Raw genomic sequence first — 25761 nt, 5'->3', positions numbered from 1 at the left:
TCGGCGGCCGTTGGGTTGCTTTCGCCCGCCGCTCAGCGGCGGCGCTGGCGCGCGGCCGACGGCGCGGGGGTGCCGCGGGTTTCGAGATGGCGGAACACGATGCGGCCCTTGTTCAGGTCATACGGCGACATCTCCAGCGTGACGCGGTCGCCGGCGATGATGCGGATGTGGTTCTTCTTCATCCGGCCGGACGTGTACGCGACCAGCTGGTGACCGTTTTCGAGGTTCACGCGGAAACGCATCTCCGGCAGCACTTCGGTAACCTTGCCATTCATTTCGATCAGATCTTCTTTCATGGGTTTCCTTTCAATGTGATCCCGCCCCTTCGTATGGCATGCGCCCGGGATGGCGAAATAGCTATCGCAGCGTCATCCTCGGGACGCTGGTCACGCATTGCCTGCTGGGGTCGGGAAAAAGCGGCGCCAGCCTGGTTCGTGGCGCCGTGAATGGGGATGGAACGGATATGGGGACGTTGCTTCAGAAAAAAAGGGCATTTCGGGCGACGGCAATCAAGACATGGTCGCCCGGCAGGAGTAAAATGCGCATCATTGCTAACATTTTTCATGCGCATTGGATCCATCATGAAACTTGCACATTCCTCGCCTTTAGAGAAAATTCCGAGCAAGAAAGCGACCAATATCAGCTTGGCCATGGACGTGTATCTGGATGCCAAAAATTTTGGCATCAATATTTCCCAGCTGTGTGAACAGGCACTGCGCGAAGAAATACAAAAGCGCAAGGAACAGCAGTGGAATGAACAGCATGCCAACTTCCTTGCAGCCTATAACAGCCTCGTTGAAACCGAAGGCGTGGCATTGCAGGAATGGCGTGCGTTCTGATGGCACGGTTCGATATCTACGACAATCCGGGCAGGAACAAAGCGAACATTCCTTATCTGGTCGAAGTGCAGAGCAATGTGATCAGCGGACTGGCAACGAGGATCGTCATACCGCTGCGGCACCTGGCCGGCTTTGCAAAGCTTACCCTCCCCTCCGACCTGTTCCCGCTCATCACTATCGACGGGAAAGAGTATTTGCTCGATACGCCACAGCTGGGTGCCATCCCGTCGAGTGAGCTCAAGGTCAGGGTGGGCTCCGCCCAGGACTATCGATTCGAGATCCAGGCCGCGCTGGACCGGGTGTTCGGCTCGTACTAAGCGTGCGGAATGATCGGCGATTGACATCACCATGGAACCCTCGCAGACTCGTGCGCAGGCTCTTGATCGGGAGATGTCATGCATGTGGCTCATCGCGGCAACGTTGTGCTTGGCAAGGTCGGCTGGTCGCCGGCTGTTCGGTCACTCGCTCGGCAGCCATCGAAAGCTCATCCACGGTAGCCAGGAAGCGGGCCTGTGCGAACACCTGCCGGGCAGGAAGCCGAAATGTGCAATAAAGAGTGATAAATTGCAAGAACCCGACGTGATAAGCTCGGGTGTTGAACTGTTCGAACAATAGCGAAAGCGCTAGCGAGACGCCGATCGATTTCAGAATCAGAAAGGAATCATATGGTGGCCTTGCTCGACCAGCATCGATCTATTTACTCAAGAGAAGACAATGCGACGACTGCTGCCCCTCTTGCTCGCTGCCGTTTCCCAATGCGTCAGCGCAAACTCGCCCACCGTGACCCTGCACACCGACTTTACGGGACGCACCAACTGCCTCGATATCGTCAACGCGGGCGACCATGATCAGTTGCGCATGACTCGCTGCGGCCGCTATTCGGGCCAGATGTGGGAGATTGCGCCCGACGCCGAGAACAGCTTCGTGCGCCTGCGGACGCGCTTTACCGGCGCGGACATGTGCCTGGACGTGGTCAACGACGGTACCAACGACCAGGTGCGCATGGCATCCTGCGCCAACGTGACGGGCCAGCAGTGGCACATGGACCAGACCGGCCCCGGTCCGGGCGTGCGTTTGTGGAACCAGTTCACGGGCCTGGGCAAATGCCTGGACATCGTCAACGATGGCAGCGGCCGCGTACACCTTGCAGCATGCGGCAATTATTCGGGCCAGTACTGGAGCAGGCGCGGTTTTCGCTGACGGGTTCAATCGCCAAGCAACCGCCTCCAGCTTGCCAGCTTCTGGTCGAACGTCAGCGCCATGTGCGCCGGCGACGATGACGGCAGCACGACGGTCCGATAGCCCCGCGCCGCGAACTGCGGCGCGAACTTGCCCGACGTCTGCCCATTGAACCCGACCGTTTCCAGCTCCGGACACAACCGGTGCAGGCGTTCGAAGTCATTGGCCGCCGGATTGCGGATCGCGGAATCGAGACTGCCTTCGCGCTCGCACGCGGCCAGTACGTCCCACAGGCCGAAGCGATGCGCGAGGAGACGCGGCAGGCGGTCCGCATACGGCAGTGAATAGAGGTCTTCGCCGACCAGCGTGCCGACCAGTTTCCAGAACTGGTTACGAGGATGCGCGTAATACTGCTGCGCCGCCAGCGATGCGGCGCCCGGGAAGCTGCCCAGGATGAGGATGCGCGTGTCGGAAGCGATGACGGGGGCGAGGCCCGCGAGCGGGGAAGAATCGGTCATGCGGCGATTCTAGCCCGCGCACGAAAAAAGCGGCGATACGCTCGCACGTACCGCCGCAAAGGGCATTACCGGAATCACAGTAAGGCCAGGGACTTCGTCTTCAGTTGCGCGCCTGCGCGGTATCGTCCGCGCGGGCAGCGGCATCCCAGCCGCCACCCAGCGCGCGGATCAGCGCCACGGTGGTGATCGCACGGTCGCCGCGCAGCTGCACGGCGTTGCGCTCGACGATCGCCAGGTTGCGCTGCGCGTCCAGCAGTTCGAGGTAGCTGCCGCGGCCCGCGTCGTACAGCTTCTGCGCCAGGTCGGCCGAGCGGCGGGCGGAGACCACGCCCGCCTCGATCTCGGCGCTCTGCCCCGCCAGGATGCGCAGGCCGGCCAGGTTGTCCTCGACCTCGGCGAACGCGGTCAGGACGCTCTGACGGTAGGCGCCTACCGCTTCTTCCAGCGCGGCCTCGCTGCGCACGACGTTGTTGCGGTTGCGGCCACCGTCGATCAGCGGCATCGACAGCGCGGCGCCCAGCAGCCACGAACGGCTGCTCCACTTGAACACCTCGGCGAAGCTCGTGCCGACGCCGCCGGCGCCCGCCGACAGGTTCAGCGCCGGGAACATCGCGGAACGTGCCACGCCGATGCGGGCGTTCGCCGCCTCCATCGAGCGCTGGGCGCTGGCGATGTCGGGACGGCGTTCCAGCAGCGTAGACGGCAGGCCGGCCGGGATCACCGGCAGCGCGGCGACATCCGACAGCGGCGCCGACGGCGCGGTGAAGTTCGACGCCGGCTTGCCCAGCAGGACGGCCAGCGCGTGCTCCGCCGCGGCGCGCTGGCGCTGCAGGCCGATGGCTTCCGAACGCGCCGTCGCCAGTTCCGTCTTCGCCCGCGACAGGTCGAACTCGCCGATATCGCCCGCGTCGAAGCGGCGGCCCGTCACACGGACGCTCTCTTCGCGCAGCTGCACCGTGTGGTTGACGGTCGCGATTTCCGCATCCAGCGAGCGGAGGCGGAAATAGGTCTGCGCCACGTCGGCCTGCAGCGACAGCAGCACGGAGCGGTACGTCGCTTCCACCGCGCCGGCGTCGCCGCGGGCGGCCGCCACGTTGGACGACACGCGGCCGAACAGGTCGACTTCGTAGCTGGCCGACAGCCGCGCGCTATAGACATTCGCCGGCGCGACGGGAGAACCCTTCGGCAGCGACGCTTCCAGCGGCGACAGGCGTTCACGCTGCGCGCCGACACCCACGCCCACCTGCGGGATGCGGTCCGCTTCGGCGATGCCGGCGATGGCGCGGGCCTGCTTCACGCGGGCGGCGGCCACCGTCAGGCTCTGGTTGTTGGCCGTCGCTTCCGCGATGAGGCCATTCAGCGTCTCGTCGTGGAAGGCGCGCCACCATTCGCCGCGCGGCTGGGCTTCGGCCGGACGGCCGACCGTCCACGTGGTGCCGTCGGCGGCGCTGCGCACGTCATTGGCTGCGCCGGCAGGCACCGTTTGCGACTCCTTGAACGCCGTCGGCGTCGTGATGCCCGGTTGCTTGAATTCCGGGGCGGCGCACGCCGTCAGCAGCAGGGCCGCCATCAGCGGGGCCACGCCCCTTGCAATCATCGTTTTCATATCAGTTTCCTTCCAGGGCCGGTGCACGGTCGCCATCGACGACGGTATTCGGCGCCGTGTCGTGGGCGTGGGCATGCTTCGGCTTCTCGAAACGCTTGGCCAGCGTGCGCAGCAGGACGTAGAACACCGGCGTCAGGAACAGGCCGAAGAACGTCACGCCCAGCATGCCGGCGAACACGGCGACGCCCATCGCGTGGCGCATCTCGGCGCCGGCACCGTGCGACAGCACCAGCGGCACCACGCCCATGATGAACGCGATCGACGTCATCAGGATCGGACGCAGACGCAGGCGGCAGGCTTCCAGCGCGGCGGCCACGATGCTGCGGCCATGGTGTTCCAGCTCCAGCGCGAATTCCACGATCAGGATCGCATTCTTCGATGCCAAACCCACCAGCACGAACAGGGCGATCTGCGTGAACACGTTGTTGTCGCCGCCGGTGAGCTTGACGCCGATGAGGGCGCACAGGATCGACATCGGCACGATAAGGATCACGGCCAGCGGCAGGGTCCAGCTTTCGTACTGCGCGGCGAGCACGAGGAACACGAGCAGCACGCACAGCGGGAACACGTACAGCATGGTGTTACCGGCCAGGATGTCCTGGTACGTCAGGTCGGTCCATTCGTACGAGATGCCTTTCGGCAGCGTGGCCTTGACGATTTCTTCCATCGCGGCCTGCGCCTGGCCCGACGACACGCCCGGTGCCGGGCCGCCATTCAGCTCGGCGGCGACGTAGCCGTTGTAGCGCTGCACGCGATCCGGACCATACGTGTCCTTGACCTTCATGAGCGAGGACAGCGGGATCATCTCGCCCTTGTCGTTGCGGACCTTCAGCTGCGCGATCTGCTCGCGCTGCGAACGGAACTGCGCATCCGCCTGCACGCGCACCTGGTACGTGCGGCCGAACTGGTTGAAGTCGTTCACGTACAGCGAGCCGAGGTTGATCTGCAAGGTCTGGTTGATCTCGGCCAGCGGCACGCCCAGCTGCTTCGCTTTCACGCGGTCGACGTCGGCGAACAGCTGCGGCACGTTGATCTGGTAGCCCGAGAACACGCCTTGCAGGCGCTTGTCGGTCCACGCCTTGGCCTGCACGGCCTGCACGGCTTTATACAGCTCGTCGTAGCCGACGCCCGCGCGGTCTTCGATCATCATCTTGAAGCCGCCCGTCGTACCCAGGCCGTTCACCGGCGGGGGCGACAGCACCATCACGAATGCGTCTTCGATGGCGCCCATGCGCTTGTTGATCTCGGCGGCGATCGCGTCGGCGCTCTGCTCCTTGCCTTTGCGTTCGTCGAACGGTTTCAGCGTGGTGAACACGATGCCGGCGTTCGGGGCGTTGGTGAAGCCGTTGATCGACAGGCCCGGGAACGCGACCGACGATTCCACGCCCGGGATCTGCTTGGCGACGTCCGACATCTTGCGGATGACGGCGTCCGTGCGGTCCAGCGAGGCGGCGTCCGGCAACTGCGCGAAGCCGATCAGGTAAGCCTTGTCCTGCGCCGGCACGAAGCCCGGAGGCACCGCCTTGAACATGAAGATACCGGCGATGGCGAGCAGCACGTACACGCCCAGCGTGGCGCTCTTGCGCTTCAGGACGCCCTTCACGCCGCCTTCATAGGCATGCGACGAGCGGCCGAAGAAGCGGTTGAAGCCGGCGAAGAAGCGGCCGAACACGGCGTCCATCATGCGGGTCAGGCGGTCCTTCGGCGCATTGTGCGATTGCAGCAGCGCGGCCGACAGCGCCGGGGCCAGCGTCAGCGACGAGAATGCGGAGATCACGGTCGAGATGGCGATGGTCAGCGCGAACTGGCGGTAGAACTGGCCGGTCAGGCCCGAGACGAACGCGATCGGGATGAACACGGCGCACAGCACCAGGGCGATCGCGATGATCGGGCCGGAGACTTCCTTCATCGCCTGCACGGTCGCGTCGTGCGGATTCAGGCCGTTCGCGATGTTGCGCTCGACGTTCTCCACCACGACGATCGCGTCGTCCACCACGATACCGATGGCGAGCACGAGGCCGAACAGCGACAGCGTGTTGATCGAGAAGCCGCAGGCGAGCATCACCGCGAACGTGCCGACGACGGACACCGGCACGGCCAGCAGCGGGATCACCGAGGCGCGCCACGTCTGCAGGAACACGATGACGACGATGGCCACCAGGATCACGGCTTCGATCAGCGTGTGGATCACCGAGTTGATCGACTCACGCACGAATTGGGTCGGGTCGTACACAATGCTGTATTCGACGCCTTCCGGGAAATCTTTCGACAGCTCCTTCATCTTGGCGCGCACGTCGGACGACAGTTGCAGCGCGTTGGCGTTTGGCGCCTGGAAGATGGGGATCGCCACGGCCGACTGGTTGTCCAGCAGCGCGCGCAGGGCGTACGAGTTCGAGCCCATTTCGAGGCGCGCGACGTCCTTCAGCAGCGTGGTCGCGCCGTCGGCATTGGTCTTGATGACGATGTTGCCGAACTCCTCGACCGACTGCAGGCGGCCCTGCGTGTTGACGGTCAGCTGGAAGTCCGCGCCTTTCGACGGCCCCTGGCCGACGACACCGGCCGCCACCTGCACGTTCTGCTCGCGGATCGCGTTCACGACGTCGCTGGCGGTCAGGTTGCGTGCCGCGACCTTTTGCGGGTCGAGCCAGACGCGCATCGCGTAGTCGCCCGAACCGAACAGCTGGACTTCGCCCATGCCGTTGATGCGCGCGAGTTCGTCCTTGACGTTCAGCGTGGCGTAGTTGCGCAGATAGAGGTCGTCATAGCGGCCATCCGGCGAGCGCAGGTGGACCACCATCGTGATGTTGGGCGAGCTCTTGACGGTAGTGACGCCGATCTGGCGCACCTCGTCCGGCAGGCGCGGGAGCGCGCGCTGGACGCGGTTCTGCACGGCCGTCTCGGCCTGCTCCACGTTGGTGCCGATTTTAAAAGTCACCGTCAGCATCAGCGCGCCGTCGGAGGTGTTCTGCGACGTCATGTACAGCATGTTTTCGACGCCGTTGATTTCCTGCTCCAGCGGCGTCGCGACGGTTTCCGCGATCACCTTCGGGTTGGCGCCCGGGTACTGGGCGCGCACCACCACGGAGGGCGGCACGACGTCCGGGTACTCGGAGATCGGCAACTCGAAGATCGAGATGAGGCCGGCCACGAAGACCAGCACCGACAGCACGGCCGCGAAGATCGGCTTGTCGACGAAAAAGCGTGAGATGTTCATTTGTTCTTGTCCCTCGGTCTTATGGGATTACTTCGTGTCTGCCATGGCCAGCTTCGCGTCCTTGCCGGGCGCTTTCGCAGGCGCCAGCGATGCGACCATCGGCACGGTCTGCGCCGTGATGGGCGCACCCGGACGCACGCGCTGCAGGCCGTTGACGACGATCTTCTCGCCCGGCTTCAGGCCGGCGCGCACCACGCGCAGGCCGTCGACGACGGGGCCGAGCTTCACTTCGCGGTACTCGGCCTTGCCGTCCGCGCCCACGACGAACACGAACTTGTGGCTCTGGTCCGTGCCGATGGCGCGGTCCGTGATCAGCAGCGCGGGCTTGGCTTCGCCGCCGCCGATCTGCACGCGAGCGAACAGGCCGGGCGCCATGCTGCGGTCCTTGTTCTCGAACGTGGCGCGCATGCGCACGGAACCGGTCTGCGAGTCGAGCTGGTTGTCGACGAATTCCAGCTTGCCCTCGTGCGGGTAGCCTTCCTCGTTGACGAGGCCCACCTTCACCGGCACCGACTGGCCGTCGTGCGCCTGCTTGGCGACGCGCAGATAGGTCTCTTCGTCGCCGTCGAAGCTCGCGTAGATGCGGTCCAGCGACACGACGGACGTCAGCACGGCCGATGCATCGACCAGGTTGCCGAGGGTGATCTCGGCCTTCGACACGCGGCCGTTGATCGGCGAGATCACGCGGGTGTACGACAGGTTCAGGCGGGCAGCTTCGGCCTGGGCTTCGGCGGCGCGGGCGGCGGCGTCGAGTTCCTTCTGGCTCGACAGGCTCGCGTCGTATTCGCGCTGCGCGATCGCCTTGTCGCCCAGCAGGCGCTCGGCGCGGGCCAGTTCCGTACGGGCCAGGTCGGCCTTGGCGCGGGCCGATTTGGCGGCCGCGACGGCGCGCTCGGCTTCGGCCTGGTACGGACGCGGATCGATCACGAACAGCACGTCGCCCTTTTTCACTTCCGCACCCGGCTTGAAGTTGACGGCGGTGATGTAGCCCGACACGCGCGGACGGATCTCGACCCGCTCGATGGCTTCGAGACGGCCCGAGAATTCCTGCGTTTCGGCCACCGGCTTTTCGAGCACGGCGGCCGCCGACACGGGCGGACCTGCCTGCGCCTGGGTTTGCGCCTCGGCTGCCTTGCCGGTTGCATCCGAGCAGCCCGCAATCAGGGCCGCAACGCCGGCTGCGCCCAGCGCCAGCACGACGGGTCGCACGGCCATCTGGAATTGTTGAATCGTTTTCATGGTTAGCCCTCCGGTTATTAACTAGCTTTTAATGATTGGACGAAAACGGTCCTTTCCAGGCTTTTGCAGGAAAAGACAGGTCTCCCGTGCCTCGCGGGCACGTCTTTATCGTTGGTGGTAAATCTGGTGAACTACGAGGTCAACAGCTGGCCGGTTCGTCTTCCTCGTCGAGTCCGGCAATGAAGTTGGCAATCTCGCTCAATGCATGGCCCCGACAGGCACACGTATCTCGCGCATTCGGCTCCTGCAGGCGTTGCGCCGCCTGCAGGCGTCTGACCGTCGTCGGCACGCCCGACTGGATCAGTTTGCCGCCGTAGGCTTCCGCTTCGTCGCGCAGCGGGTCGTCCTCGATCGACAGGATCAGGGCCGGCGGCAGGTTCTTCAAACGGCTCGACTGCAGCGGCGAGGCATACGGATGGCTGCGGTCCGCCGCGTGCGGCAGATAGCCCCGGTAGGCCGCGGCGCATTCGTCGAACACCTTCGCCTTGTCGGGGCAGGTCGGCATCTCGCGCATCGAGCAGGTCGACAGGCCCGGGTCCAGCATCGGCATCAAGAGGATCTGGCCGGCCAGCCGCGGCGCACCCCGGTCGCGCGCCATCAGGGTGCACACGGCGGCGAGGTTCGCGCCGGCCTCGATGCCCGCGACCAGCATGCGCTTGCCGGTCCAGCCGAGCTTCGTCTTGTTCTTCTTTGCCCACAGCAGCACGGCATGCGCATCTTCCGCGGCGGCCGGGAACGGCTTCACCGTCGCCAGCGTATAGGTCGACGACAGCACGACCGGATAGCCGCTCGCCTCGGACAGGTGGCGCAGGAACGGATCCGCGTCTTCCAGGTCGCCGTCGACGAAGCCGCCGCCATGGAAGAACACGATCAGCACATCGCGCTTGCCGTCGACGGCAGCCTTGTACAGGCGGGCCGCCAGCGGTCCTTCCGCGCCCACGACTTGCAGGTCGCGGACCGCCAGCGTATGGCCGTCGTCGGCTTTGCGTGCCACGCTCACCGGCTTACCTCATTGGACGCTACCAGCACGGACGGGATCGCGGTCGCATCGCATTGTTCGCCCGTGGCGACGACGTGGAACAACGCATCGTATCCGCGTGCCTCGGCACCGGCCGCATGCGCGTACTCGTCCGTGAGTACCGTGCCTGCCATGGCCACTACGCCGAGTACCAGCCCGAACACTGCCGCGATTCCATCGCGATGCGCTTTCATGATCCTCTCCTTGGGTGTGTCAAATATCGAAACTATCAGCTACCGTACCGACACTATAAACTTCGACTAGAATCTAATAAATAGCTCAATTACGAATCCATTGTTCAGATTTTTGAACAATCACGCATTCTCACCGTTTATATGATGCCGATCTAGTATGAACAAGTTACAAGCGATGGAAGTTTTCGTGCAGGTCGTGGACGCCGGCAGCTTCACCCGGGCAGCCGAGATGATGAACCTGCCCAAGGCGACGGTGTCGACGCTCGTGCAGGCGCTCGAGGCGGCGCTGTCGGCCAAGCTGCTGCACCGGACCACGCGCCAGGTGACGGTGACGACGGACGGTGCCGCCTATTACGAGCGCTGCCTGCGCATTCTGTCCGACGTGCGCGACGCCGAGGAATCGCTGTCGCGCACGCGCCTGTCGCCCAGCGGCCGGCTGCGGGTCGATACGCCGACGGGGCTGTCGAGCGAGATCCTCGTGCCCGCCCTGCCCGACTTCTTCGAGCGCTATCCCGACATCATGCTGGAACTGGGCAGTTCCGACCGTCCCGTGGACCTGGTCGAGGAAGGCGTCGACTGCGCCGTGCGCGGCGGCGCCCTGGGCGACACGAGCCTGATCGCGCGGCGCGTGGGCGTCGTCAACTTCCTGACGGCGGCGTCGCCCGCGTACATCGCACGCCACGGCATGCCCCAGCATCCGCGCGACCTCGAGCGCCACCGCTGCGTGAATTACTTCTCGGCCAAGACGGGCAAGATCTTCGACTGGGATTTCAACCGCGGCGACGAACGGATCGAGGTGCCCATGCGCGGCGTGATCGCGCTGAACGATTCCAACGCGTACGTGGAAGCGGGACTGGCGGGCCTCGGCATCATCCAGATGACGGACTACCTGCTCGACAAGCACGTGGCGACGGGGCGCATGGTGCAGGTGCTGGCGGACTGGCGCAGCGATCCGCTGCCGATCCACGTCGTGTATCCGCAGAACCGCCACCTGTCCGCGAAGGTGCGCGTGTTCGTCGAATGGGTGGCCGAGCTGTTCGCCGCGAATCCGTACATGCACATGGGCGCGTTGCCACGCTCATTTGCTGCCGCCTCCGCGCCTGTCCCGGCCGCGGCGTAATCACGGGTGTAGAATCGAAAGCACCACAGGACAGGAGACCACGATGCCCCGGACCATCGACGTGCTGCTCGACCAGTACAGCGACAGCCACCGCAATCCGACCAACGAGCTGATCCATATTGTGTGCGTGCCCGTGATCGTGTTCACCCTGCTGGGCATCCTGTGGAGCATCCACCCGGTCGTCGCCGTCGTGGCGGTGCTTGCGGCACTCGTGTATTACTTCCGGCTGTCGCCGCCGTTCGCATTCGGCATGCTGTTGATGAGCGCCGTGATGCTGGCGCTGCTCGCGCTGATGCCGCCGTTCACCGTGCTGCCGCTGTCGATCGCGATCTTCGTCGTTGCGTGGATCGGCCAATTCATCGGGCACAAGATCGAGGGCAAGAAACCGTCGTTCTTCGACGACGTGCGCTTCCTGCTGATCGGTCCGCTGTTCGTGCTTGGTTTTTTGTATCGTCGCCTCCATGTCGCTTATTAATTGTTGGAGTGAATATGAAACGCATCGCCATCCTCGCCCTCGTCCCGCTGACCGCCCTGCTCGCCGCCTGCGCGGGCCCGTCGAATTCGGGCAGCGTCTACAGCAGCTACCAGACGATGAATGAACAATCGGTGCGCATGGGCACCGTGGAATCCGTCCGCAACGTGACGATCGCGAATCCGGAATCCGGCGTCGGCACGATGGCCGGCGCCGCGCTGGGCGGCCTGGGCGGTTCGCAGGTCGGCGGCGGCAACGGCTCGGCCGCGGTCGGCATCCTGGGCGCCGTCGCGGGCGGCATCATCGGCAACCGCGTCGAGAACCAGGCCAACAACCGGCCCGGTTTCGAAATCACCGTCAAGCTCGACAACGGCGAACTGCGTTCCATCACGCAGGCGGCCGACGAGATGTTCCGGCCGGGAGAACGCGTACGTTTGCTCAGCAACGGGTACACGACGCGCGTGACGCACTGACATTTACCACCGGCCACGACAGTAGAGCGATCGCGATATACTTTCGCGATGCCCTCCTACGTCCTCTTCACCATTGCGTCCCTGATCTGGGGATCGACATTCTTCGCGATCACGCTCGAGCTGGGTGAAGTCCCGCCCGCGGTGTCGGTCGTCTACCGCTTCGCGCTCGCGTCGCTGACGCTGTTCGCGGTCTGCCTGCTGCGCGGCGACAGGCTGCGGCTGCCCTGGCGCGTCCAGCGCTGGACCCTGCTGCAAGGATTCTTTACGTTCTGCGTGTCGTACGTCTGCACGTACAACGCCGAACAATATGTCGTGTCGGCGCTCGTCGCCGTGCTGTTCGCGCTGATGGTGTTCTGGACGCCGATCTGTGCCCGCATCGCGTTCGGCACGCCGATCCCGCGCCGCACGTGGGGCGCCGGCGCGGCGGCCATCGCCGGCGTCACGCTGCTGTTCTGGCATGCGATCGGCACCGAGCTGCGCCACCTGGGCCAGGGCGGGCAAGGCCATTTCACCCTCGGCCTCGTGCTCGGCATCGCCGCGTCGATCGCCAGCTCGGCGGGCAGCATCGTCGTCGGCAAGGTGCGCGAGGAATCGAACAACCTCGTGCTGACGACGGGCTGGTCGATGTTCTGGGGCACATGCATGGTCGCCGCGTGGTGCCTCGCGACCGGCCAGGCCTTCATCATCCCGCGCACGGCCAGCTACGTGCTGGGCCTGCTGCACCTGTCCATCTTCGGCTCGGTCGTCGCCTTCATCTGCTACTTCACGCTGATCAACCGCATCGGCTCGAACAAGGCCGTGTACATCGGCGTGATCACGCCCGTGATCTCCGTGCTGCTGTCGATCAGGCTCGAGCACTACCGCCCCGGCCTGACCGAATGGCTGGGCATGGCCGTCTGCCTGGGCAGTGTCGCCTGGGCATTACGTTCCCCTGCGGCCAGGCCAGCCGCTTCCGTCAACCTCAACGATTGCATCGAAACGACGCCATGACTCTTGATACCACCTTCGCGATCCGCCCCGCCACGCCGGCCGACGTCCCCCACATCCAATCGATGATCGTCGAGCTGGCCGTGTTCGAAAAGCTCGAGCACCTTGTCGTGGCGACGGAAGAGAAATTGCACGAAGGCCTGTTCGGCCCGCAGCCGGCCTGCGAAGCCATCGTTGGCGAAGCGGATGGCGAAGTCGTCACGTTCGCCCTGTTCTTCCACAATTTCTCGACGTTCCTCACCAAGCGTGGGCTGTATCTGGAAGATCTGTACGTGCGCCAATCGCATCGCGGCAAGGGTTATGGCAGCCGCATGTTGAAGCATCTCGCGCGCCTTGCCGTCGATCGCGGCTGCGGCCGCTTCGAATGGTCCGTACTGGACTGGAACACGCCGGCAATCAATTTCTATCAATCGATGGGTGCCGAGGTCATGCCGGACTGGCGCATCTGCCGCGTCACGGGCGCGCCGCTGGAAGCGCTGGCCCAGGGCTGATTCAGGCAAGAAAAAACCCGCGGGCTGCTCGCAGCGCCGCGGGTGAACCCATTCGTCGATGGGGAGGGGAGACTTGAATCCAGTGGCTTCAATATAGTCTCCCGACCGCGGCGTGTGCAGGTTCCTTACAAATGCTTACCTCGGTAACAAAAAGCTGGGGTTTGTGGGCCGAACTCGATTGAGTGATCACAAATGCAAGAACGCGTCGAGCGGGACAATGTGATCATTCACGAGGACATGGACATGAAAACGATCACCCGATGGGTCTACCGGGTTTGGCTCCGCTCCCGGATAGACACCTATACCCGCAGCCTGCACGCCATCGCCGTCCAGCGCGAAAACGACTTCCACGCGGAACGCATCCTGCACCGCGCGATCTCCACGACCCGTTCCAAACTTCAATCGCTGTAGCGCCGGCGCTGCGCCAGAACACGCTCGCACAGCTCGAACGCCGCCTGGGTCAGCAAGGCCAGCAACGCGGCCGGGATCGCGCCCGCCAGCAGCATGTCGTTGTCGTTCAGCGCGAGGCCCGTCGTGATGCGTTCGCCGAAGCCGCCGGCGCCGATGAAGGCGGCGATGGTGGCCGTGCCGACGCTCATCACGGCCGCCGTTTTCACGCCGGCGAGGATCGTCGGCATGGCCAGCGGCAACTCGACCTCGACCAGCGATTGCCGCCGCGTCAGCCCCAGCGCCAGCGCCGCCGTGCGCAGGCCGGACGGCACCTGCAGCAGCCCCGTGCACGTATTGCGCACGATGGGCAGCAGCGCATACGCGCACAGGGCGACGAGCGCGGGAACGGTGCCGATGCGGCCGAGCAATGGGATCAGGATCGCGAGCAGTGCCAGCGACGGCACGGTCTGCAGGACGCCCGCCACGGCCAGCACGGCCTGGCGCAGGCGCGGCACCAGTGCGGCCACGATGCCGAGCGGTATGCCGGCGACGCTGCCGAGCAGGACGGCCAGCACGACCAGCAGCAGGTGCTGGCGTGCAAGGTTCATGAAGCCGTTGCCGAAAGTTTTGGTAAGCAGACCGTCGCGCACGATGATCGCGGAGTTTGTAGGGTGAACGGCTGTGCCGTCCACCCTACCCAGCCACGACTTCGCAATGCTTGCGAAGCTCTGACCGTCGAGTTCGGCCGCCGCGTTCATCGCGATCATGTCGTTCACCCTGATCGTGCCTTCCAATTTCTCGATGGCACGCCACGCCTGCGGAAACCGCTGCGGCACGTCGAGCCGGTACAGCAGCACGGCGTCATAGCGCGGAAAATACTGCCTGTCGTCGTCCAGCACGCGCAGGCCGTACTGGCGGATCTTGGCGTCCGTCGAATAGATGTCGATGGCGTCGACCTGGCGCTGCGCCAGCGCCTCGTACGCGATACCGTGATCGAGGCCGCGCGGTTGCTGCGCGAGGCCGTAGCGCCGGGCGAGCCCTGGCCAGCCGTCAGCGCGGCCAAGAAATTCATGCGACAGCCCGATTTTTATGTCTGGATGCGCCGCCAGGTCGGACAGGCGGCGCACATCCGCATCGCCACGCACGGCCAGCGCGTAGCCGTTGGAAAAGCCCAGCGGCACGGCCACGCCCAGGCCCAGCGGACGCAGCGCCGCGCGCATCGCGTCGAGCGACGTCGGCTGCGCATTCTTGAGGATTTCCAGGTCGATGGTGCCCAGGTATTCCGGGTAGACGTCGATGGCACCCGAGCGCAGCGCGCCCAGCACGATGGCCGTGTTGCCCAGGCCTTGCTTGTGTTCGGCCGGCGCGACGCGCGCCGCGGTCTGGGTGAGGATCTCGCCCAGGATGTACGACTCGGTGAAGCGCTTGGAGCCCACGCGCAGGGGCTCTTCCGCATGGGCGGACGACAGGATGCCGGCGCAGGCGAGCACCAGCATGGCGAATCTCAGCATGCGGTTTCCGGTGGCGTTGTGGATGAGACGTCAGGATACCCGATCGCGCCACACGCCGGCATGGACGACGCCCCGGCACGGATTCGCGCCGATCGCATATGCCAGGTCGGCCGGCCGGGCGATGTCCCACAACGCGAAGTCGGCCCGCTGGCCCGGCGCCAGGGTGCCGGTCTCAAGCAGGCCCAGCGCGCGCGCCGCGTTGACGGTCACGCCCCGCAAGGCTTCCAGCGGCGTCAGGCGCCACAGCGTGCACGCCATGTTCATCGCGAGCAGCAGCGACGTCATCGGCGACGTGCCCGGGTTGCAGTCGGTGGCGACGGCCAGCGGCACGCCCGCGGCGCGCAGTTGCGCCAGCGGCGGCCTGCGCGTCTCGCGCAGGAAGTAATACGCACCCGGCAGCAGCACGGCGACGGTACCCGCGCGCGCCATCGCGGCCACGCCCTCGTCCGACAGCCACTCCAGGTGATCGGCCGACAGCCCGCCATAGCGCGCCACGAGCGCCGCGCCGCCCTGGTCGGACAGTTGCTCCGCATGCAGCTTCACGGGCAGGCCGAGACGCCGTGCGACGTCGAACACGCGCGCCGTCTGGTCGTGCGAAAAGCCGATGCGCTCGCAGAACGCGTCGACCGCATCCACGAGACCCTGCGCCGCCAGCGCCGGCAGCATCCCGCTGCACAGCATGTCGATGTAGTCGTCCGCGCGGCCCGCGTACTCGGGCGGCAGCGCGTGCGCGCCGAGGAAGGTCGTGCGGACCGTCACCGGCAGCAGTTCGCCCACGCGGCGCGCCACGCGCAGCATCTTCGCTTCGGATTCGAGATCGAGGCCGTAGCCGGACTTGATTTCCAGCGTCGTCACGCCTTCGGCCAGCAAGGCACGAATGCGCGGCAGGCTGGCTTTCAATAAGTCGTCCTCCGATGCCGCCCGGGTGGCGCGCACGGTCGACATGATGCCGCCACCGGCCCGCGCGATGTCTTCGTAGGTGGCGCCGTTCAGGCGCGCTTCCCACTCGTCGCTGCGGTTGCCCGCGTGGACGACGTGCGTGTGGCAGTCGACGAGGCCGGGCGTCAGCCACAGGCCGTTGCAATCGTGCGTGATGGAGGCCGGCGGCGCCTCGGCACGCGGCCCCACCCACGCGATACGGCCGTCACGCACGGCGACCGCGCCATCGTCGATGATCCCATAGCCATCCGCCAACGTCGCGACGCGCGCATTCGCGTACAGGACGTCGACGGCTTCACTCATACATGCCGTCCTCGTTGTCGAGGTCATCCTCGTCGTCGTAGTAATGGATGTCGACGATGAAGATGGCGCCCTGCTCCGCGCGCAGCTTCCACTTCGTGTCCGGGTCGAGCACGACGGCGTCGAAGCGCACGAGGTTGATGCGCTGGTCGTCGCTGCAGAGTTCCAGGCTGTCGCCTTCGGCCAGGAACAGCACGGTGACGTCGGCGCGCGCGACGAACGTGGAATCGCCGTCGAGCCGGCGGCGGCCGAAGCGGTGCCAGCAGCGATCGGTCCGGGTCATCACGTTGAAGTCGGTGCTGGCGCCGCGGTTCAGCTTGGCCTCCACGCGCGACTCGCCGTCGAACGCGGCGACCGGTTCGCCCTTCGACAGCAGCGTGGGCGTGCCGTCGATGTCGAGCGTCATGCCGGGACCGTCGACGAGCACCAGCGTGCGCTCGACGCCGGGGAACATGGAGAACGGGCCGTCGTTCGCGATGGTGGCGAGGCTCACGCGCCAGTCGAAGTCGTCGAAGCTGGCGTCCGGTGGGAACACGGCGATTTCGGTCGTGCTGCCGCCGCCGTTCTTCCACGACACCGGTTCGAGGTTCGCATACGGAATCAGCATCGTCATGGCTTGCTTCCCTTCGTCGTTGGCATCAATGTGCGTGCAGTGTACGCGCTGCGGCCTTGTAGCGCTGCGCGATCGCTTCCTGCGCCTTGTGGCGGCCACCCTGCACCACCCAGTGGCCGCCGGCGAGCACGTCGCGCACGAGGTTGTCGTTGCCGCTGAACAGGAAGCGGCCCAATACCTCGTGCGGCGGCACGCCGTCCAGGTTCGGGTGCGCGCTGTCCAGCACGAGCAGGTCGGCGCGCCGGCCCTGCGCGAGCACGCCGAGACGGCGCCCCGCCGCCTGGGCACCGCCCGCCAGCGCCTGCCGCCACAGGAAGGCGCCGACGTCGCGCTCCTCGCCATGAACGGCGATATTGCGGCGCAGGTAGCGGAGACGCTGGCCGTATTCGAGCCACCGCAGTTCTTCCACGGGACTTTGCGACACGTGGCTGTCGCTGCCGATGCCGAAGCGCCCGCCGGCGGCGATGTAGGGAGACAACGGGAACAGGCCGTCGCCCAGGTTTGCTTCCGTCGTCGGGCACAGGCCCGCGACGGCGCCGCTGGCCGCGATGCGGTCCCGTTCTCCGTCCGACAGATGCGTCGCGTGCACGAGGCACCAGCGCGCGTCGACGTCCACCTGCTCCATCAGGTAATCCACCGGGCGCATGCCGGTCGCCTCCACGCACTGCGCCACTTCGAGCTGCTGCTCGGCGATGTGGATGTGCAGCGGCCGGCCTGCCGGCAGCGCCTGCGCCAGTTCGCGCAGCTGGCTGGCCGATACGGCGCGCAGCGAATGCGGCGCCGCGCCCACTTCCAGCTGCGGCCCGCGCAAGGGTTCCAGCGCTTCGACGATGCGCAGCACCTGCGCGGGATCCGTGCGGAAGCGTTCCTGGTCCTCGCGCAACGGCGTGTCGTTGAAACCCGCGTACGCGTACATCACGGGCAGCAGGGTCAGGCCGATGCCGGATTCGCGCGCGGCCTGGGCGATGCGCTGCGCCGTCTCGGCCGGATGGCCATACGGATGGCCGCCCGGCGCGCGCTGCACGTAATGAAATTCGCAGACCGCCGTGTAGCCGTGGCGCAGGCATTCCGCATACAGCTGCGCGGCCACCGATTCCATCTGCTCCGGTGTGATGCGGTTGGCGACGCGGTACATCAGGTCGCGCCACGTCCAGAAGCTGTCAGGACCACTTCCCGCCCGTTCGGTCAATCCGCCGATGGCGCGCTGGAACGCGTGCGAATGCAGGTTGATCATGCCGGGCAGGACGTAATCGACGCGCGCCACGCCGAGCGGCGGCGACGCCTCCGGCGCGACCTTCGTCAGGTCGCCGCGCACGTCCCATTCGAGCAGCACGTCCTGCTCCCAGCCGCCGGCCAGCAGCGCGTGGCGCGCGAATAAAGCGTTCACGCGTGCCCCCCTGCCCTCGCCCACGCGACTGCCGATTCCAGCAGCTCGCGCAACAGGGGCTGCACCTTGCCGGCGGCGTCGGGTTGATATTCGAACGGCGGCGCCTCATCCATGTACAGGCACTGGCACATTTCGAGCTGGATCGCATGCACGCCCGCGGCCGGATCGCCGTAGAAGCGCGTGATGTGGCCGCCCTTGAAGCGGCCGTTGAAGACGAAGGTAAACAGGTCCTGGGAGCCGGCCACGCGCATCATCTCGCCCTGCAGCTGCAGCGAGCATGACCGGCCGTCGGCCGTGCCGAAGTTCAGGTCGGGCAGGCGGCCGTCGAAGAAGCGCGGCACGACGGACGCGATCGAATGCGCATCCCACAGCACCACCTGCCCGTGCAGCGCGAGCAGGCGGTCGAGTTCCGCGCGCAGTTGCTGGTGGTATGGGCGCCAGTACAGGTCCAGGCGGCGCTCGATCTCGTCGGCGTCCGGCTCGCGGCCGTCCTGGTATAACCGTTCGCGGGCGAACGTGTCGACGGGGCACAGGCGCGTCGTATCCTGGCCCGGGTACAGATTCGTGTCCTCGGGCGGCCGGTTCAGGTCGATGACGTAGCGCGACCAGCGCGCGGACAACGTGGAGGCGCCGATGCTGTCGGCGAAGGCGTACAGGTCGGGCAGGTGCCAGTCCGTGTCGGCCCGCACCAGCGCGCACGGCGCCATGTCCGCCGCGATGTCGTCGGGAATGTCGGTGCCCGCATGCGGCATCGACAGCAGCAGCGGCACGGAACCCGGCTTGAACCTGAAATCCATCGTGACTCCCCGATCAGTGCAGTGCGGCGAACAAGTCCTTGCACGCCGCCGACAGTTCGCCTTCCATCACCATCCGGCGCGCCGCCTCGATGTCCGGCGCGAAGAACCGGTCTTCGTCGAACGCTGGCACGTGCTCGCGCAATTTTGCGTGGACATGTTCCAGGTGGCTGGAGCTCGTCAGCGGGCGGTGGAATTCGATCCCCTGCGCCGCCGCCAGCAATTCGATGCCGACGATGACACCCGTATTGTGCGCCATCTGGCCGAGACGGCGCGCCGCGAATGTCGCCATGCTGACGTGGTCTTCCTGGTTGGCGGACGTGGGCAGGCTGTCGACGCTGGCCGGATGCGCCAGCGACTTGTTTTCCGACGCCAGCGCGGCCGCCGTCACGTGCGCGATCATGAAGCCGGAATTGACGCCCGGCTCGCGCACGAGGAACGGCGGCAGGCCGGACAGCGTCGAATCGATCAGCAGCGCGATGCGGCGCTCGGCCAGCGCGCCGATTTCGGCGATGGCCAGCGCCAGCGTGTCGGCCGCGAATGCGACGGGTTCCGCATGGAAATTCCCACCGGAAATGACTTCGCCGGAGTCCGGGAACACGAGCGGGTTGTCCGTGACGGCATTGGATTCGATGAGGAGTGTCCGGCCGGCCTGGGCGATGAGGTCCATCACGGCGCCCATCACCTGCGGCTGGCAGCGCAGGCTGTACGGGTCCTGCACGCGCTCGTCGCCGACGAGGTGTGACGCGCGGATCGCGCTGCCCGCGACCAGCTGGCGATAAATCTTCGCCGCCGCGATCTGGCCCGGCTGGCCGCGCACTTCATGCACGCGCGGGTCGAACGGGGCGTCGCTGCCGCGCGCGGCATCCAGCGACAGCGCGCCGGACACCATCGCCGCTTCCAGCAGCCGCTCGGCGAGGAACAGGCCGTTCAACGCGAGCGCCGTCGACACCTGCGTGCCATTGATCAGCGCGAGGCCTTCCTTCGCCGCGAGAACGACCGGTTCGATGCCGGCCGCGGCCAGCGCGGCGCGCGCCTCCATCAATTCGCCGCGCATGCGCACCTGGCCGACGCCCAGCATCGCGAGCGTCATGTGCGCCAGCGGTGCGAGGTCGCCGGACGCGCCGACGGACCCCTGCGACGGGATCGCGGGCATGATGCCGGCGTTGTACAGGGCGATCAGCGTATCGACGATCAGCGGCCGCACGCCGGAATAACCGCGCCCCAGGCTGCCGATCTTGGTCAGCAGGATCAAGCGCACCACGTTGTCCGGCAGGAGTTCTCCGGTGCCGACGGCATGCGACAGGATCAGGTTCTGCTGCAGCTGTTCGAGCTGGGCCTGCGGGATGTGGCGCTTGGCCAGGATGCCGAAGCCCGTGTTGATGCCGTAGGCCGGATCGCCCTTGGCGACGATGGCCTGGACGGTGGCGGCCGACGTCTCGATGGCGGCATATGCGGCCGGCGCAAGCGTGAGCGGGCCGTGCGCGCCCCAGACGGCGCGCAGGTCGTTCAGGGACAAGGCGCCCGGATTCAGGGTCAGTTCGTGGTGGTCTTGAGTCATGGTGGTTCGATTCCGTCTTACTTGATCATCGGGAGGCGCAGGCCGAAGCGCTTGGCCGTCTCGATCGCGAGTTCGTAGCCGGCATCCGCATGGCGCATCACGCCGGACGCGCAATCGTTGACGAGGACGCGGGCCAGGCGCTTATCCGCAGCCTCCGTGCCGTCCGCCACGATGACGACGCCCGCATGCTGCGAATACCCCATGCCGACGCCGCCGCCGTGGTGCAGCGACACCCACGTCGCGCCGCCGGCCGTGTTCAGCATGGCGTTCAGCAGGGGCCAGTCGGAGACGGCGTCGGTGCCGTCGCGCATCGCTTCCGTCTCGCGGTTCGGGCTCGCGACGGAACCGGTGTCCAGGTGGTCGCGTCCGATCACGACCGGCGCTTTCAATTCTCCCGTGCGGACCATCTCGTTGAACGCGAGGCCGGCCAGGTGGCGCTCGCCGAGGCCCAGCCAGCAGATGCGCGCGGGCAGGCCCTGGAACGCGATGCGGTCGCGCGCCATGTCGAGCCAGCGGTGCACGCGCGTGTGCTGCGGGAACAACTCCTTGATCTTCGCGTCGGTTTTATAAATGTCTTCCGGGTCGCCGGACAGCGCCACCCAGCGGAACGGACCGCGGCCCTCGCAGAACTGCGGGCGGATGTACGCGGGCACGAAGCCGGGGAAGTCGAACGCGTTTTTCACGCCCTGGTCGAACGCGACCTGGCGGATGTTGTTGCCGTAGTCGACGGCGTACGATCCCATCGCCTTGAAGTCGAGAATCGCCTGCACGTGCACGGCGCAGGATTCGGCCGCCGCCTGCTTCAGGGCCGCGTGCTGCGCCGGGTCGCGCTGGGCCGCGAGCCACTGCTCGACGGTCCAGCCGCGCGGCAGGTAGCCGTGGATCAGGTCGTGGGCGGACGTCTGGTCCGTCACCAGGTCCGGCACGAGGCCGCCCTCTTTGGCGCGGCGCACGAGTTCCGGCAGCACGTCGGCCGCGTTGCCGAGCAGGCCGATGGAGATGGCTTCCTTGCGTTCCGTGTGCGCGCGGATCATGGCCAGGGCCTCGTCGATGTCCTTCGCCTGCCTGTCGAGATAGCGGGTGCGCAGGCGGAAGTCGATGCTGCTCTGCTGGCATTCCACGTTCAGCGACACGGCGCCGGCGAACGTCGCGGCCAGCGGCTGCGCGCCGCCCATGCCGCCCAGGCCCGCGGTCAGGATCCAGCGCCCGGACATATCGCCGCCGAAGTGCTGGCGGCCCGCCTCGGCGAACGTCTCGTACGTGCCCTGCACGATGCCCTGGGTGCCGATGTAGATCCAGCTGCCGGCCGTCATCTGGCCGTACATGAACAGCCCTTTGCGATCGAGCTCGTTGAAATGCTCCCACGTCGCCCATTTCGGCACGAGGTTCGAGTTCGCGAGCAGCACGCGCGGGGCGTCGGGATGCGTCTGGAACACGCCGACCGGCTTGCCGGACTGGATCAGCAGCGTCTGGTCGTCGTCGAGATCGCGCAGCGACGCCAGGATCTGGTCGAAGCAGGCCCAGTCGCGCGCCGCGCGGCCGATGCCGCCATAGACGACGAGGCCTTGCGGGTTTTCCGCCACCTCGGCATCCAGGTTGTTCTGCAGCATGCGGTAGGCCGCCTCGGTCAGCCAGCTCTTACATGTGAGCTCGCTGCCGCGCGGGGCGCGGATGACGCGGGTGGGATCGAAACGCGGATCTCCGGCGGGAGAGGCTGTGGTCATGACGGACTCCTCGACATAAGTTTTCCAGGAAGTCTAAGTTGTCTATACAACCTCGTCAAGGGCGATAACTGAGGTTCGGACGGTAGCGCAGCAATTCGTTATCGACCCGGTCGACGAGGCCGGACAAAGTGTACGGCGTCCCCAGCGTTGCAGCCGCACCGAACGACGCCACGGCGCGCATCAGCACGTAGGCCGGGGCCTCGCCGCCGGCCTGCAGCCTGTACCACGTCTGGCGCGCCGTGCCGCGCGCGCGCGCCACCGCCTGCTCGAACGCCGCCTCCTGGCCGGGACGGATGTGGTAAGTCGTCAGGCTCAGGAACGGCGACGCGTCCGGCAGCGGCTCGCCCGCACTCATCGCGTCCATGCGCTGGTAGATGCCGTGGCTGACGAAGTCGGCGTATGGCACCACGTTCACGTTGTTGTCGGCGGCGTCGGCCGCGGGCTGCACGGCCGCGTCGAAGTCGGCGGCCGCGTGGCCGAACGTGCCGTCCATGAAGCGGTTGATGCGGTTGCCCAGCACGAAGGTCCAGCCGTACCACGTCCACGGGTCCTGCACGCCCTTGTGCCATTGCAGGTGGCGCTCGTAGCCTTTTTCAAACGCCTCGGCCTGGCCAGGCTTGGAGACGATGACGACCATGCGGGCATAAGACTGCGCCCAGGCCGGGGAAACGGCCACGAATGCGAGAGCGGCGACGAGAGCTTTCATCATGGTTTGCGATATACCTGTTGGCCGCCGACCCACGTCTCGAGGACGCCGATCTTGTGGATGTCGTACGGGGAGATTTTGAAAAGGTCGCGGTCGATGACGATGAAGTCCGCGTACTTGCCCGCTTCGAGGGAGCCCTGCGTTTTTTCCTGGTGGCCCGCGTAGGCCGCGTCGAGCGTGAAGCAGCGGAAGGCTTCTTTCAGCGACATCTCCTGCTCGGGATACCAGCCGGCGATCGGATTGCCGCTTGCGTCCTGGCGCGTGACGGCCGCGTGGATGCCGAAGAACGGGTTCGGCGCCTCGACCGGGAAATCCGAACCGCACGCGATGCGCGAACCCTGCGCGAGGAACGTGCGCCACGCGTACGCGCCCTTGATGCGCTCGGGGCCGATGCGCTGCTCGGCCATGTTCTTGTCGGACGTCGCGTGCGTCGGCTGCATCGACGGGATGATGCCGATGCTCTTGAAGCGCGGGATGTCGGCCGGGGTCACGACCTGGGCATGCTCGATGCGGTGGCGCAGCGCCTGGCCGCGGTTGGCCGGGATCTCCTTCGCGAAGATGTCGAGGATCTGGCGGTTGCCGGCATCGCCGATCGCGTGCACGTTGACCTGGTAGCCCTTCTTCATGGCCTTGGCGATCATCGCGTCGATCTCGCCGTTCGAATGGAACAGCAGGCCGTGCGAATGCGGATCGTCCGTGTACGGCGCCAGCAGCGCCGCGCCGCGGCTGCCCAGCGCGCCGTCGGCGTACAGTTTCACGGCACGCAGCGCGTACATGTCGTGGCCGTACGTGTCCAGCGGGCCGTTTCGCGCCAACCGGTCGAAGTCGGCGCCGGTGCCTTTGACCATCGCGTAGATGCGCGCCGTCAGCTTGCCGTGGTCCGCGTAATCGCGGTACAGCCGATCCTCGGCGATGCCGATCCCCGCGTCGTGCGCGCTCGTGAGGCCGACGCTGGCCATCGTGCCCAGCGCGCGGTCGAGCATCGTGCGCGCTTCCTGTTCCGTCGGCTGCGGCAGCACCTTCTGGATCATCGCCTGCGCCGCATCGACCAGCACGCCCGTCGCATGGCCGGCGGCGTCGCGCACGATCTTGCCGCCGACGGGGTCCGGCGTCTGGTCCGTGATGCCGGCCAGCGCCAGCGCGCGGCCGTTGGCCCAGCCGGCGTGGCCGTCGACGCGTTCCAGCCACGCGGGCCGGTCGGCCACGACGCCATCGAGTTCCTGTGCGGTCGGGAAGCGACCCAGCTTCCAGTTCTCCTGGTTCCAGCCGCGCCCGCGCACCCACGCGGCCTTGGCGTCGGCACGCGCGTAGTCGCCGATGGCGGCCAGCGCCTGCGGCAGCGACGTCGTGGCCGACAGGTCGAGCTGCGTCAGCATCTCGCCCAGGCCGAACACGTGGCCGTGCGCATCGATGAGGCCCGGCAGCACGGTGCGGCCGGCCATGTCGACGTGCTTTGCCTGCGGAGCCTTCGCGGCGACATCGGCGGCGGTGCCGACGGCGAGGATGCGGCCGGCGTCATCGAACGCGAGCGACGCGAACTGGACGACGTCGCCCTTCGCGTTCAGCGTGTAGCCGTTGGCGTTGTCGATGACGGTGGTGGCGTGGGCCGTGGCGGTGGCGAAGGCCAGGGCGATCAGGGTGTGCCTGAGTTGCTTGTGGCGGGGGCGCATCGGGGTCTCCGTTGTCGTTGTGGATGAACCGGGGTACGGCTCAATAGCAAGAAACAGAGTGTATAGAAATTTACATTGTGGTCAATCGCGGGCCTGTAGTTCGATCGCAAGAACCGGAGGGTGCGGCGTTTTACGCGGTGGTCCAATCGTGTTTTTTCACCGGAGATAACGATGCTCACCCTGTACGATTACCTGCCCTCGCAGAACGCCTGGAAAGTCCGCCTGCTGCTGAACCATCTCGACATCCCCTATCGCACGGAGATCGTGCGCATCTTCGAAGGCGAAGGCCAGCGGCCCGACTTCCTCGCGCTGAATCCGACCGGCGCCGTGCCCGCGCTGCGCCTGTCCGACGGCCGCACGCTGGCCGAATCGAACGCCATCCTGACGTACCTGGCGCACGGCACGCCGTATCTGCCTTCCGATCCGTTCGGCGGGGCGAAGGTGCAGCAATGGCTGGCGTTCGAACAGGACCACGTGGCGTCGATCGCGACGCTGCGCCACTGGACGCTGACGGGCAAGCTGGCGCGGCGCGCGCCGGCGCTGGTCGACCGCCTGCGCCGCGTCGCGGACAAGGCGCTGGCGATCCTCGACCGCGAACTGACGCAGCGCCCGTTCATCGCGGGCGCCGCGTACACGATCGCCGACATGTCGCTGTTTGCGTACGTCCACCGGGCCGACGAGGCCGGGCTGGCGCTGGCCGACTATCCCGGCATCGTCGGGTGGATCGCCCACGTGCGTGCACAACCGGGATTCCTGGGCACCGTGTACCCGTACTCGATCGATCCGTTTGCGGGCGGCGAGCTGCCGTGAAGGGCG

26 protein-coding genes are annotated in these 25761 nt (G+C 66.4%); 10 read left to right on the top strand and 16 right to left on the bottom strand.

Features of this window, described 5'->3' with window-relative positions; all coding sequences use genetic code 11:
* Positions 1–32 precede the first annotated feature (32 nt).
* Positions 33–296 (bottom strand): translation initiation factor IF-1, encoded by a 264-nt coding sequence (infA, locus tag ACEN98_RS04815; protein ID WP_413381955.1) that lies wholly within the window; start codon positions 294–296, stop codon positions 33–35.
* Between the two features lie 285 nt (positions 297–581).
* On the opposite strand from infA, the gene ACEN98_RS04810 reads away from it, so the two are divergent.
* The 3 genes from ACEN98_RS04810 (at position 582) to ACEN98_RS04800 (ending at position 2039) form a co-directional block, all read left to right on the top strand.
* Positions 582–839 carry a type II toxin-antitoxin system CcdA family antitoxin gene (locus ACEN98_RS04810; protein ID WP_413381952.1) on the top strand — a complete coding sequence of 86 codons (258 nt, stop codon included), beginning with the start codon at positions 582–584 and terminating at the stop codon, positions 837–839.
* Positions 839–1156: a CcdB family protein gene (locus ACEN98_RS04805; protein ID WP_413381949.1), complete on the top strand. Its 318-nt coding sequence runs from the start codon at positions 839–841 to the stop codon at positions 1154–1156. The genes ACEN98_RS04810 and ACEN98_RS04805 overlap by 1 nt, the downstream gene beginning before the upstream one ends.
* Positions 1157–1553: 397 nt before the next feature.
* Entirely contained in the window at positions 1554–2039 is a 486-nt protein-coding gene (locus tag ACEN98_RS04800) for an RICIN domain-containing protein (RefSeq protein WP_413381947.1), read from the top strand.
* Between the two features lie 5 nt (positions 2040–2044).
* Here ACEN98_RS04800 and ACEN98_RS04795 read toward each other — a convergent pair whose 3' ends face one another.
* The 6 genes from ACEN98_RS04795 to ACEN98_RS04770 form a co-directional block, all read right to left on the bottom strand.
* Positions 2045–2536 (bottom strand): DNA-deoxyinosine glycosylase, encoded by a 492-nt coding sequence (locus ACEN98_RS04795; protein WP_413381944.1) that lies wholly within the window; start codon positions 2534–2536, stop codon positions 2045–2047.
* A gap of 100 nt (positions 2537–2636) precedes the next feature.
* Positions 2637–4142: an efflux transporter outer membrane subunit gene (locus ACEN98_RS04790; protein ID WP_413381941.1), complete on the bottom strand. Its 1506-nt coding sequence runs from the start codon at positions 4140–4142 to the stop codon at positions 2637–2639.
* Between the two features lies 1 nt (position 4143).
* Complete coding sequence (locus ACEN98_RS04785; protein ID WP_413381938.1) at positions 4144–7356, bottom strand: efflux RND transporter permease subunit; 3213 nt, start codon at positions 7354–7356, stop codon at positions 4144–4146.
* Positions 7357–7383: 27 nt separating this feature from the next.
* Entirely contained in the window at positions 7384–8595 is a 1212-nt protein-coding gene (locus tag ACEN98_RS04780; protein WP_413381934.1) for an efflux RND transporter periplasmic adaptor subunit, read from the bottom strand.
* Positions 8596–8734: 139 nt separating this feature from the next.
* The gene (locus ACEN98_RS04775) at positions 8735–9589 is read right to left on the bottom strand and encodes an alpha/beta hydrolase (RefSeq protein ID WP_413340344.1); all 855 of its coding nucleotides are present in this window, start codon (positions 9587–9589) and stop codon (positions 8735–8737) included.
* Positions 9590–9591: 2 nt separating this feature from the next.
* On the bottom strand, positions 9592–9807 hold the full coding sequence (locus ACEN98_RS04770; protein WP_413340342.1) for a hypothetical protein: 216 nt from the start codon (positions 9805–9807) through the stop codon (positions 9592–9594).
* Between the two features lie 157 nt (positions 9808–9964).
* Between ACEN98_RS04770 and ACEN98_RS04765 the strand changes: the two genes are divergently transcribed.
* The 6 genes from ACEN98_RS04765 (at position 9965) to ACEN98_RS04740 (ending at position 13761) form a co-directional block, all read left to right on the top strand.
* Positions 9965–10927, top strand: coding sequence for a LysR substrate-binding domain-containing protein (locus ACEN98_RS04765; protein ID WP_413381931.1), 963 nt, complete (start codon positions 9965–9967; stop codon positions 10925–10927).
* Positions 10928–10970: 43 nt separating this feature from the next.
* On the top strand, positions 10971–11402 hold the full coding sequence (locus ACEN98_RS04760) for a DUF962 domain-containing protein (protein WP_413381928.1): 432 nt from the start codon (positions 10971–10973) through the stop codon (positions 11400–11402).
* Positions 11403–11416: 14 nt separating this feature from the next.
* Positions 11417–11872: a glycine zipper 2TM domain-containing protein gene (locus ACEN98_RS04755; protein WP_036236083.1), complete on the top strand. Its 456-nt coding sequence runs from the start codon at positions 11417–11419 to the stop codon at positions 11870–11872.
* Between the two features lie 48 nt (positions 11873–11920).
* Entirely contained in the window at positions 11921–12862 is a 942-nt protein-coding gene (locus ACEN98_RS04750) for a DMT family transporter (RefSeq protein ID WP_413381925.1), read from the top strand.
* Entirely contained in the window at positions 12859–13350 is a 492-nt protein-coding gene (locus ACEN98_RS04745) for an N-acetyltransferase family protein (RefSeq protein ID WP_413340336.1), read from the top strand. Before ACEN98_RS04750 ends, ACEN98_RS04745 begins: the two co-directional genes overlap by 4 nt.
* A 243-nt stretch (positions 13351–13593) precedes the next feature.
* Positions 13594–13761 (top strand): hypothetical protein, encoded by a 168-nt coding sequence (locus ACEN98_RS04740; RefSeq protein WP_371767179.1) that lies wholly within the window; start codon positions 13594–13596, stop codon positions 13759–13761.
* Here the strand turns inward: ACEN98_RS04740 and ACEN98_RS04735 are convergent.
* The 9 genes from ACEN98_RS04735 to ACEN98_RS04695 are packed head-to-tail and all read right to left on the bottom strand — an operon-like array spanning position 13749 to position 24945.
* The gene (locus tag ACEN98_RS04735; RefSeq protein WP_413381922.1) at positions 13749–15251 is read right to left on the bottom strand and encodes a glycine betaine ABC transporter substrate-binding protein; all 1503 of its coding nucleotides are present in this window, start codon (positions 15249–15251) and stop codon (positions 13749–13751) included. The two genes, ACEN98_RS04740 and ACEN98_RS04735, sit on opposite strands and share 13 nt — an antisense overlap.
* 30 nt (positions 15252–15281) lie before the next feature.
* Positions 15282–16493 carry an imidazolonepropionase gene (gene hutI, locus ACEN98_RS04730; protein WP_413381919.1) on the bottom strand — a complete coding sequence of 404 codons (1212 nt, stop codon included), beginning with the start codon at positions 16491–16493 and terminating at the stop codon, positions 15282–15284.
* Positions 16486–17103: a HutD family protein gene (locus tag ACEN98_RS04725; protein WP_413381915.1), complete on the bottom strand. Its 618-nt coding sequence runs from the start codon at positions 17101–17103 to the stop codon at positions 16486–16488. Before ACEN98_RS04725 ends, hutI begins: the two co-directional genes overlap by 8 nt.
* Before the next feature lie 25 nt (positions 17104–17128).
* Complete coding sequence (locus ACEN98_RS04720) at positions 17129–18490, bottom strand: formimidoylglutamate deiminase (RefSeq protein WP_413381912.1); 1362 nt, start codon at positions 18488–18490, stop codon at positions 17129–17131.
* Complete coding sequence (gene hutG, locus ACEN98_RS04715) at positions 18487–19287, bottom strand: N-formylglutamate deformylase (RefSeq protein ID WP_413381909.1); 801 nt, start codon at positions 19285–19287, stop codon at positions 18487–18489. The genes ACEN98_RS04720 and hutG overlap by 4 nt, the downstream gene beginning before the upstream one ends.
* 13 nt (positions 19288–19300) lie before the next feature.
* Positions 19301–20845, bottom strand: coding sequence for a histidine ammonia-lyase (gene hutH, locus ACEN98_RS04710; RefSeq protein WP_413381906.1), 1545 nt, complete (start codon positions 20843–20845; stop codon positions 19301–19303).
* Between the two features lie 17 nt (positions 20846–20862).
* Complete coding sequence (gene hutU / locus ACEN98_RS04705; protein WP_413381903.1) at positions 20863–22569, bottom strand: urocanate hydratase; 1707 nt, start codon at positions 22567–22569, stop codon at positions 20863–20865.
* A 55-nt stretch (positions 22570–22624) separates the two neighbouring features.
* The gene (locus ACEN98_RS04700) at positions 22625–23278 is read right to left on the bottom strand and encodes a hypothetical protein (RefSeq protein WP_413381900.1); all 654 of its coding nucleotides are present in this window, start codon (positions 23276–23278) and stop codon (positions 22625–22627) included.
* A complete protein-coding gene (locus ACEN98_RS04695; protein WP_413381897.1) occupies positions 23275–24945 on the bottom strand; it encodes an amidohydrolase in 1671 nt (556 codons plus the stop codon). The genes ACEN98_RS04700 and ACEN98_RS04695 overlap by 4 nt, the downstream gene beginning before the upstream one ends.
* A 171-nt stretch (positions 24946–25116) precedes the next feature.
* Here ACEN98_RS04695 and ACEN98_RS04690 point away from each other — a divergent pair, with 171 nt between their 5' ends.
* Complete coding sequence (locus ACEN98_RS04690) at positions 25117–25755, top strand: glutathione S-transferase family protein (protein WP_413381894.1); 639 nt, start codon at positions 25117–25119, stop codon at positions 25753–25755.
* Positions 25756–25761 lie beyond the last annotated feature (6 nt).

Origin of the sequence: Massilia sp. CT11-137 (assembly GCF_047302885.1) — a bacterium.
GTDB classification, from domain to species: domain Bacteria; phylum Pseudomonadota; class Gammaproteobacteria; order Burkholderiales; family Burkholderiaceae_D; genus Telluria; species Telluria orientalis.
The sequence above is the reverse complement of the archived record's forward strand: the minus strand, read 5'-3'. Positions and strand labels throughout refer to the sequence as shown.

What these genes read in the sequence shown, in the direction of transcription:
- ACEN98_RS04790 (WP_413381941.1), bottom strand. Translation starts at nt 4,142, where the DNA reads ATGAAAACGATGATTGCAAGGGGCGTGGCCCCGCTGATGGCGGCCCTG.
- ACEN98_RS04785 (WP_413381938.1), bottom strand. Translation starts at nt 7,356, where the DNA reads ATGAACATCTCACGCTTTTTCGTCGACAAGCCGATCTTCGCGGCCGTG.
- infA (WP_413381955.1), bottom strand. Translation starts at nt 296, where the DNA reads ATGAAAGAAGATCTGATCGAAATGAATGGCAAGGTTACCGAAGTGCTG.
- ACEN98_RS04780 (WP_413381934.1), bottom strand. Translation starts at nt 8,595, where the DNA reads ATGAAAACGATTCAACAATTCCAGATGGCCGTGCGACCCGTCGTGCTG.
- ACEN98_RS04755 (WP_036236083.1), top strand. Translation starts at nt 11,417, where the DNA reads ATGAAACGCATCGCCATCCTCGCCCTCGTCCCGCTGACCGCCCTGCTC.
- ACEN98_RS04690 (WP_413381894.1), top strand. Translation starts at nt 25,117, where the DNA reads ATGCTCACCCTGTACGATTACCTGCCCTCGCAGAACGCCTGGAAAGTC.
- ACEN98_RS04745 (WP_413340336.1), top strand. Translation starts at nt 12,859, where the DNA reads ATGACTCTTGATACCACCTTCGCGATCCGCCCCGCCACGCCGGCCGAC.
- hutI (WP_413381919.1), bottom strand. Translation starts at nt 16,493, where the DNA reads ATGAGTGAAGCCGTCGACGTCCTGTACGCGAATGCGCGCGTCGCGACG.
- ACEN98_RS04750 (WP_413381925.1), top strand. Translation starts at nt 11,921, where the DNA reads ATGCCCTCCTACGTCCTCTTCACCATTGCGTCCCTGATCTGGGGATCG.
- ACEN98_RS04760 (WP_413381928.1), top strand. Translation starts at nt 10,971, where the DNA reads ATGCCCCGGACCATCGACGTGCTGCTCGACCAGTACAGCGACAGCCAC.
- ACEN98_RS04725 (WP_413381915.1), bottom strand. Translation starts at nt 17,103, where the DNA reads ATGACGATGCTGATTCCGTATGCGAACCTCGAACCGGTGTCGTGGAAG.
- hutU (WP_413381903.1), bottom strand. Translation starts at nt 22,569, where the DNA reads ATGACCACAGCCTCTCCCGCCGGAGATCCGCGTTTCGATCCCACCCGC.
- ACEN98_RS04695 (WP_413381897.1), bottom strand. Translation starts at nt 24,945, where the DNA reads ATGCGCCCCCGCCACAAGCAACTCAGGCACACCCTGATCGCCCTGGCC.
- ACEN98_RS04810 (WP_413381952.1), top strand. Translation starts at nt 582, where the DNA reads ATGAAACTTGCACATTCCTCGCCTTTAGAGAAAATTCCGAGCAAGAAA.
- ACEN98_RS04805 (WP_413381949.1), top strand. Translation starts at nt 839, where the DNA reads ATGGCACGGTTCGATATCTACGACAATCCGGGCAGGAACAAAGCGAAC.
- hutH (WP_413381906.1), bottom strand. Translation starts at nt 20,845, where the DNA reads ATGACTCAAGACCACCACGAACTGACCCTGAATCCGGGCGCCTTGTCC.
- ACEN98_RS04735 (WP_413381922.1), bottom strand. Translation starts at nt 15,251, where the DNA reads ATGCTGAGATTCGCCATGCTGGTGCTCGCCTGCGCCGGCATCCTGTCG.
- hutG (WP_413381909.1), bottom strand. Translation starts at nt 19,287, where the DNA reads ATGGATTTCAGGTTCAAGCCGGGTTCCGTGCCGCTGCTGCTGTCGATG.
- ACEN98_RS04770 (WP_413340342.1), bottom strand. Translation starts at nt 9,807, where the DNA reads ATGAAAGCGCATCGCGATGGAATCGCGGCAGTGTTCGGGCTGGTACTC.
- ACEN98_RS04740 (WP_371767179.1), top strand. Translation starts at nt 13,594, where the DNA reads ATGAAAACGATCACCCGATGGGTCTACCGGGTTTGGCTCCGCTCCCGG.
- ACEN98_RS04765 (WP_413381931.1), top strand. Translation starts at nt 9,965, where the DNA reads ATGAACAAGTTACAAGCGATGGAAGTTTTCGTGCAGGTCGTGGACGCC.
- ACEN98_RS04800 (WP_413381947.1), top strand. Translation starts at nt 1,554, where the DNA reads ATGCGACGACTGCTGCCCCTCTTGCTCGCTGCCGTTTCCCAATGCGTC.
- ACEN98_RS04795 (WP_413381944.1), bottom strand. Translation starts at nt 2,536, where the DNA reads ATGACCGATTCTTCCCCGCTCGCGGGCCTCGCCCCCGTCATCGCTTCC.
- ACEN98_RS04700 (WP_413381900.1), bottom strand. Translation starts at nt 23,278, where the DNA reads ATGATGAAAGCTCTCGTCGCCGCTCTCGCATTCGTGGCCGTTTCCCCG.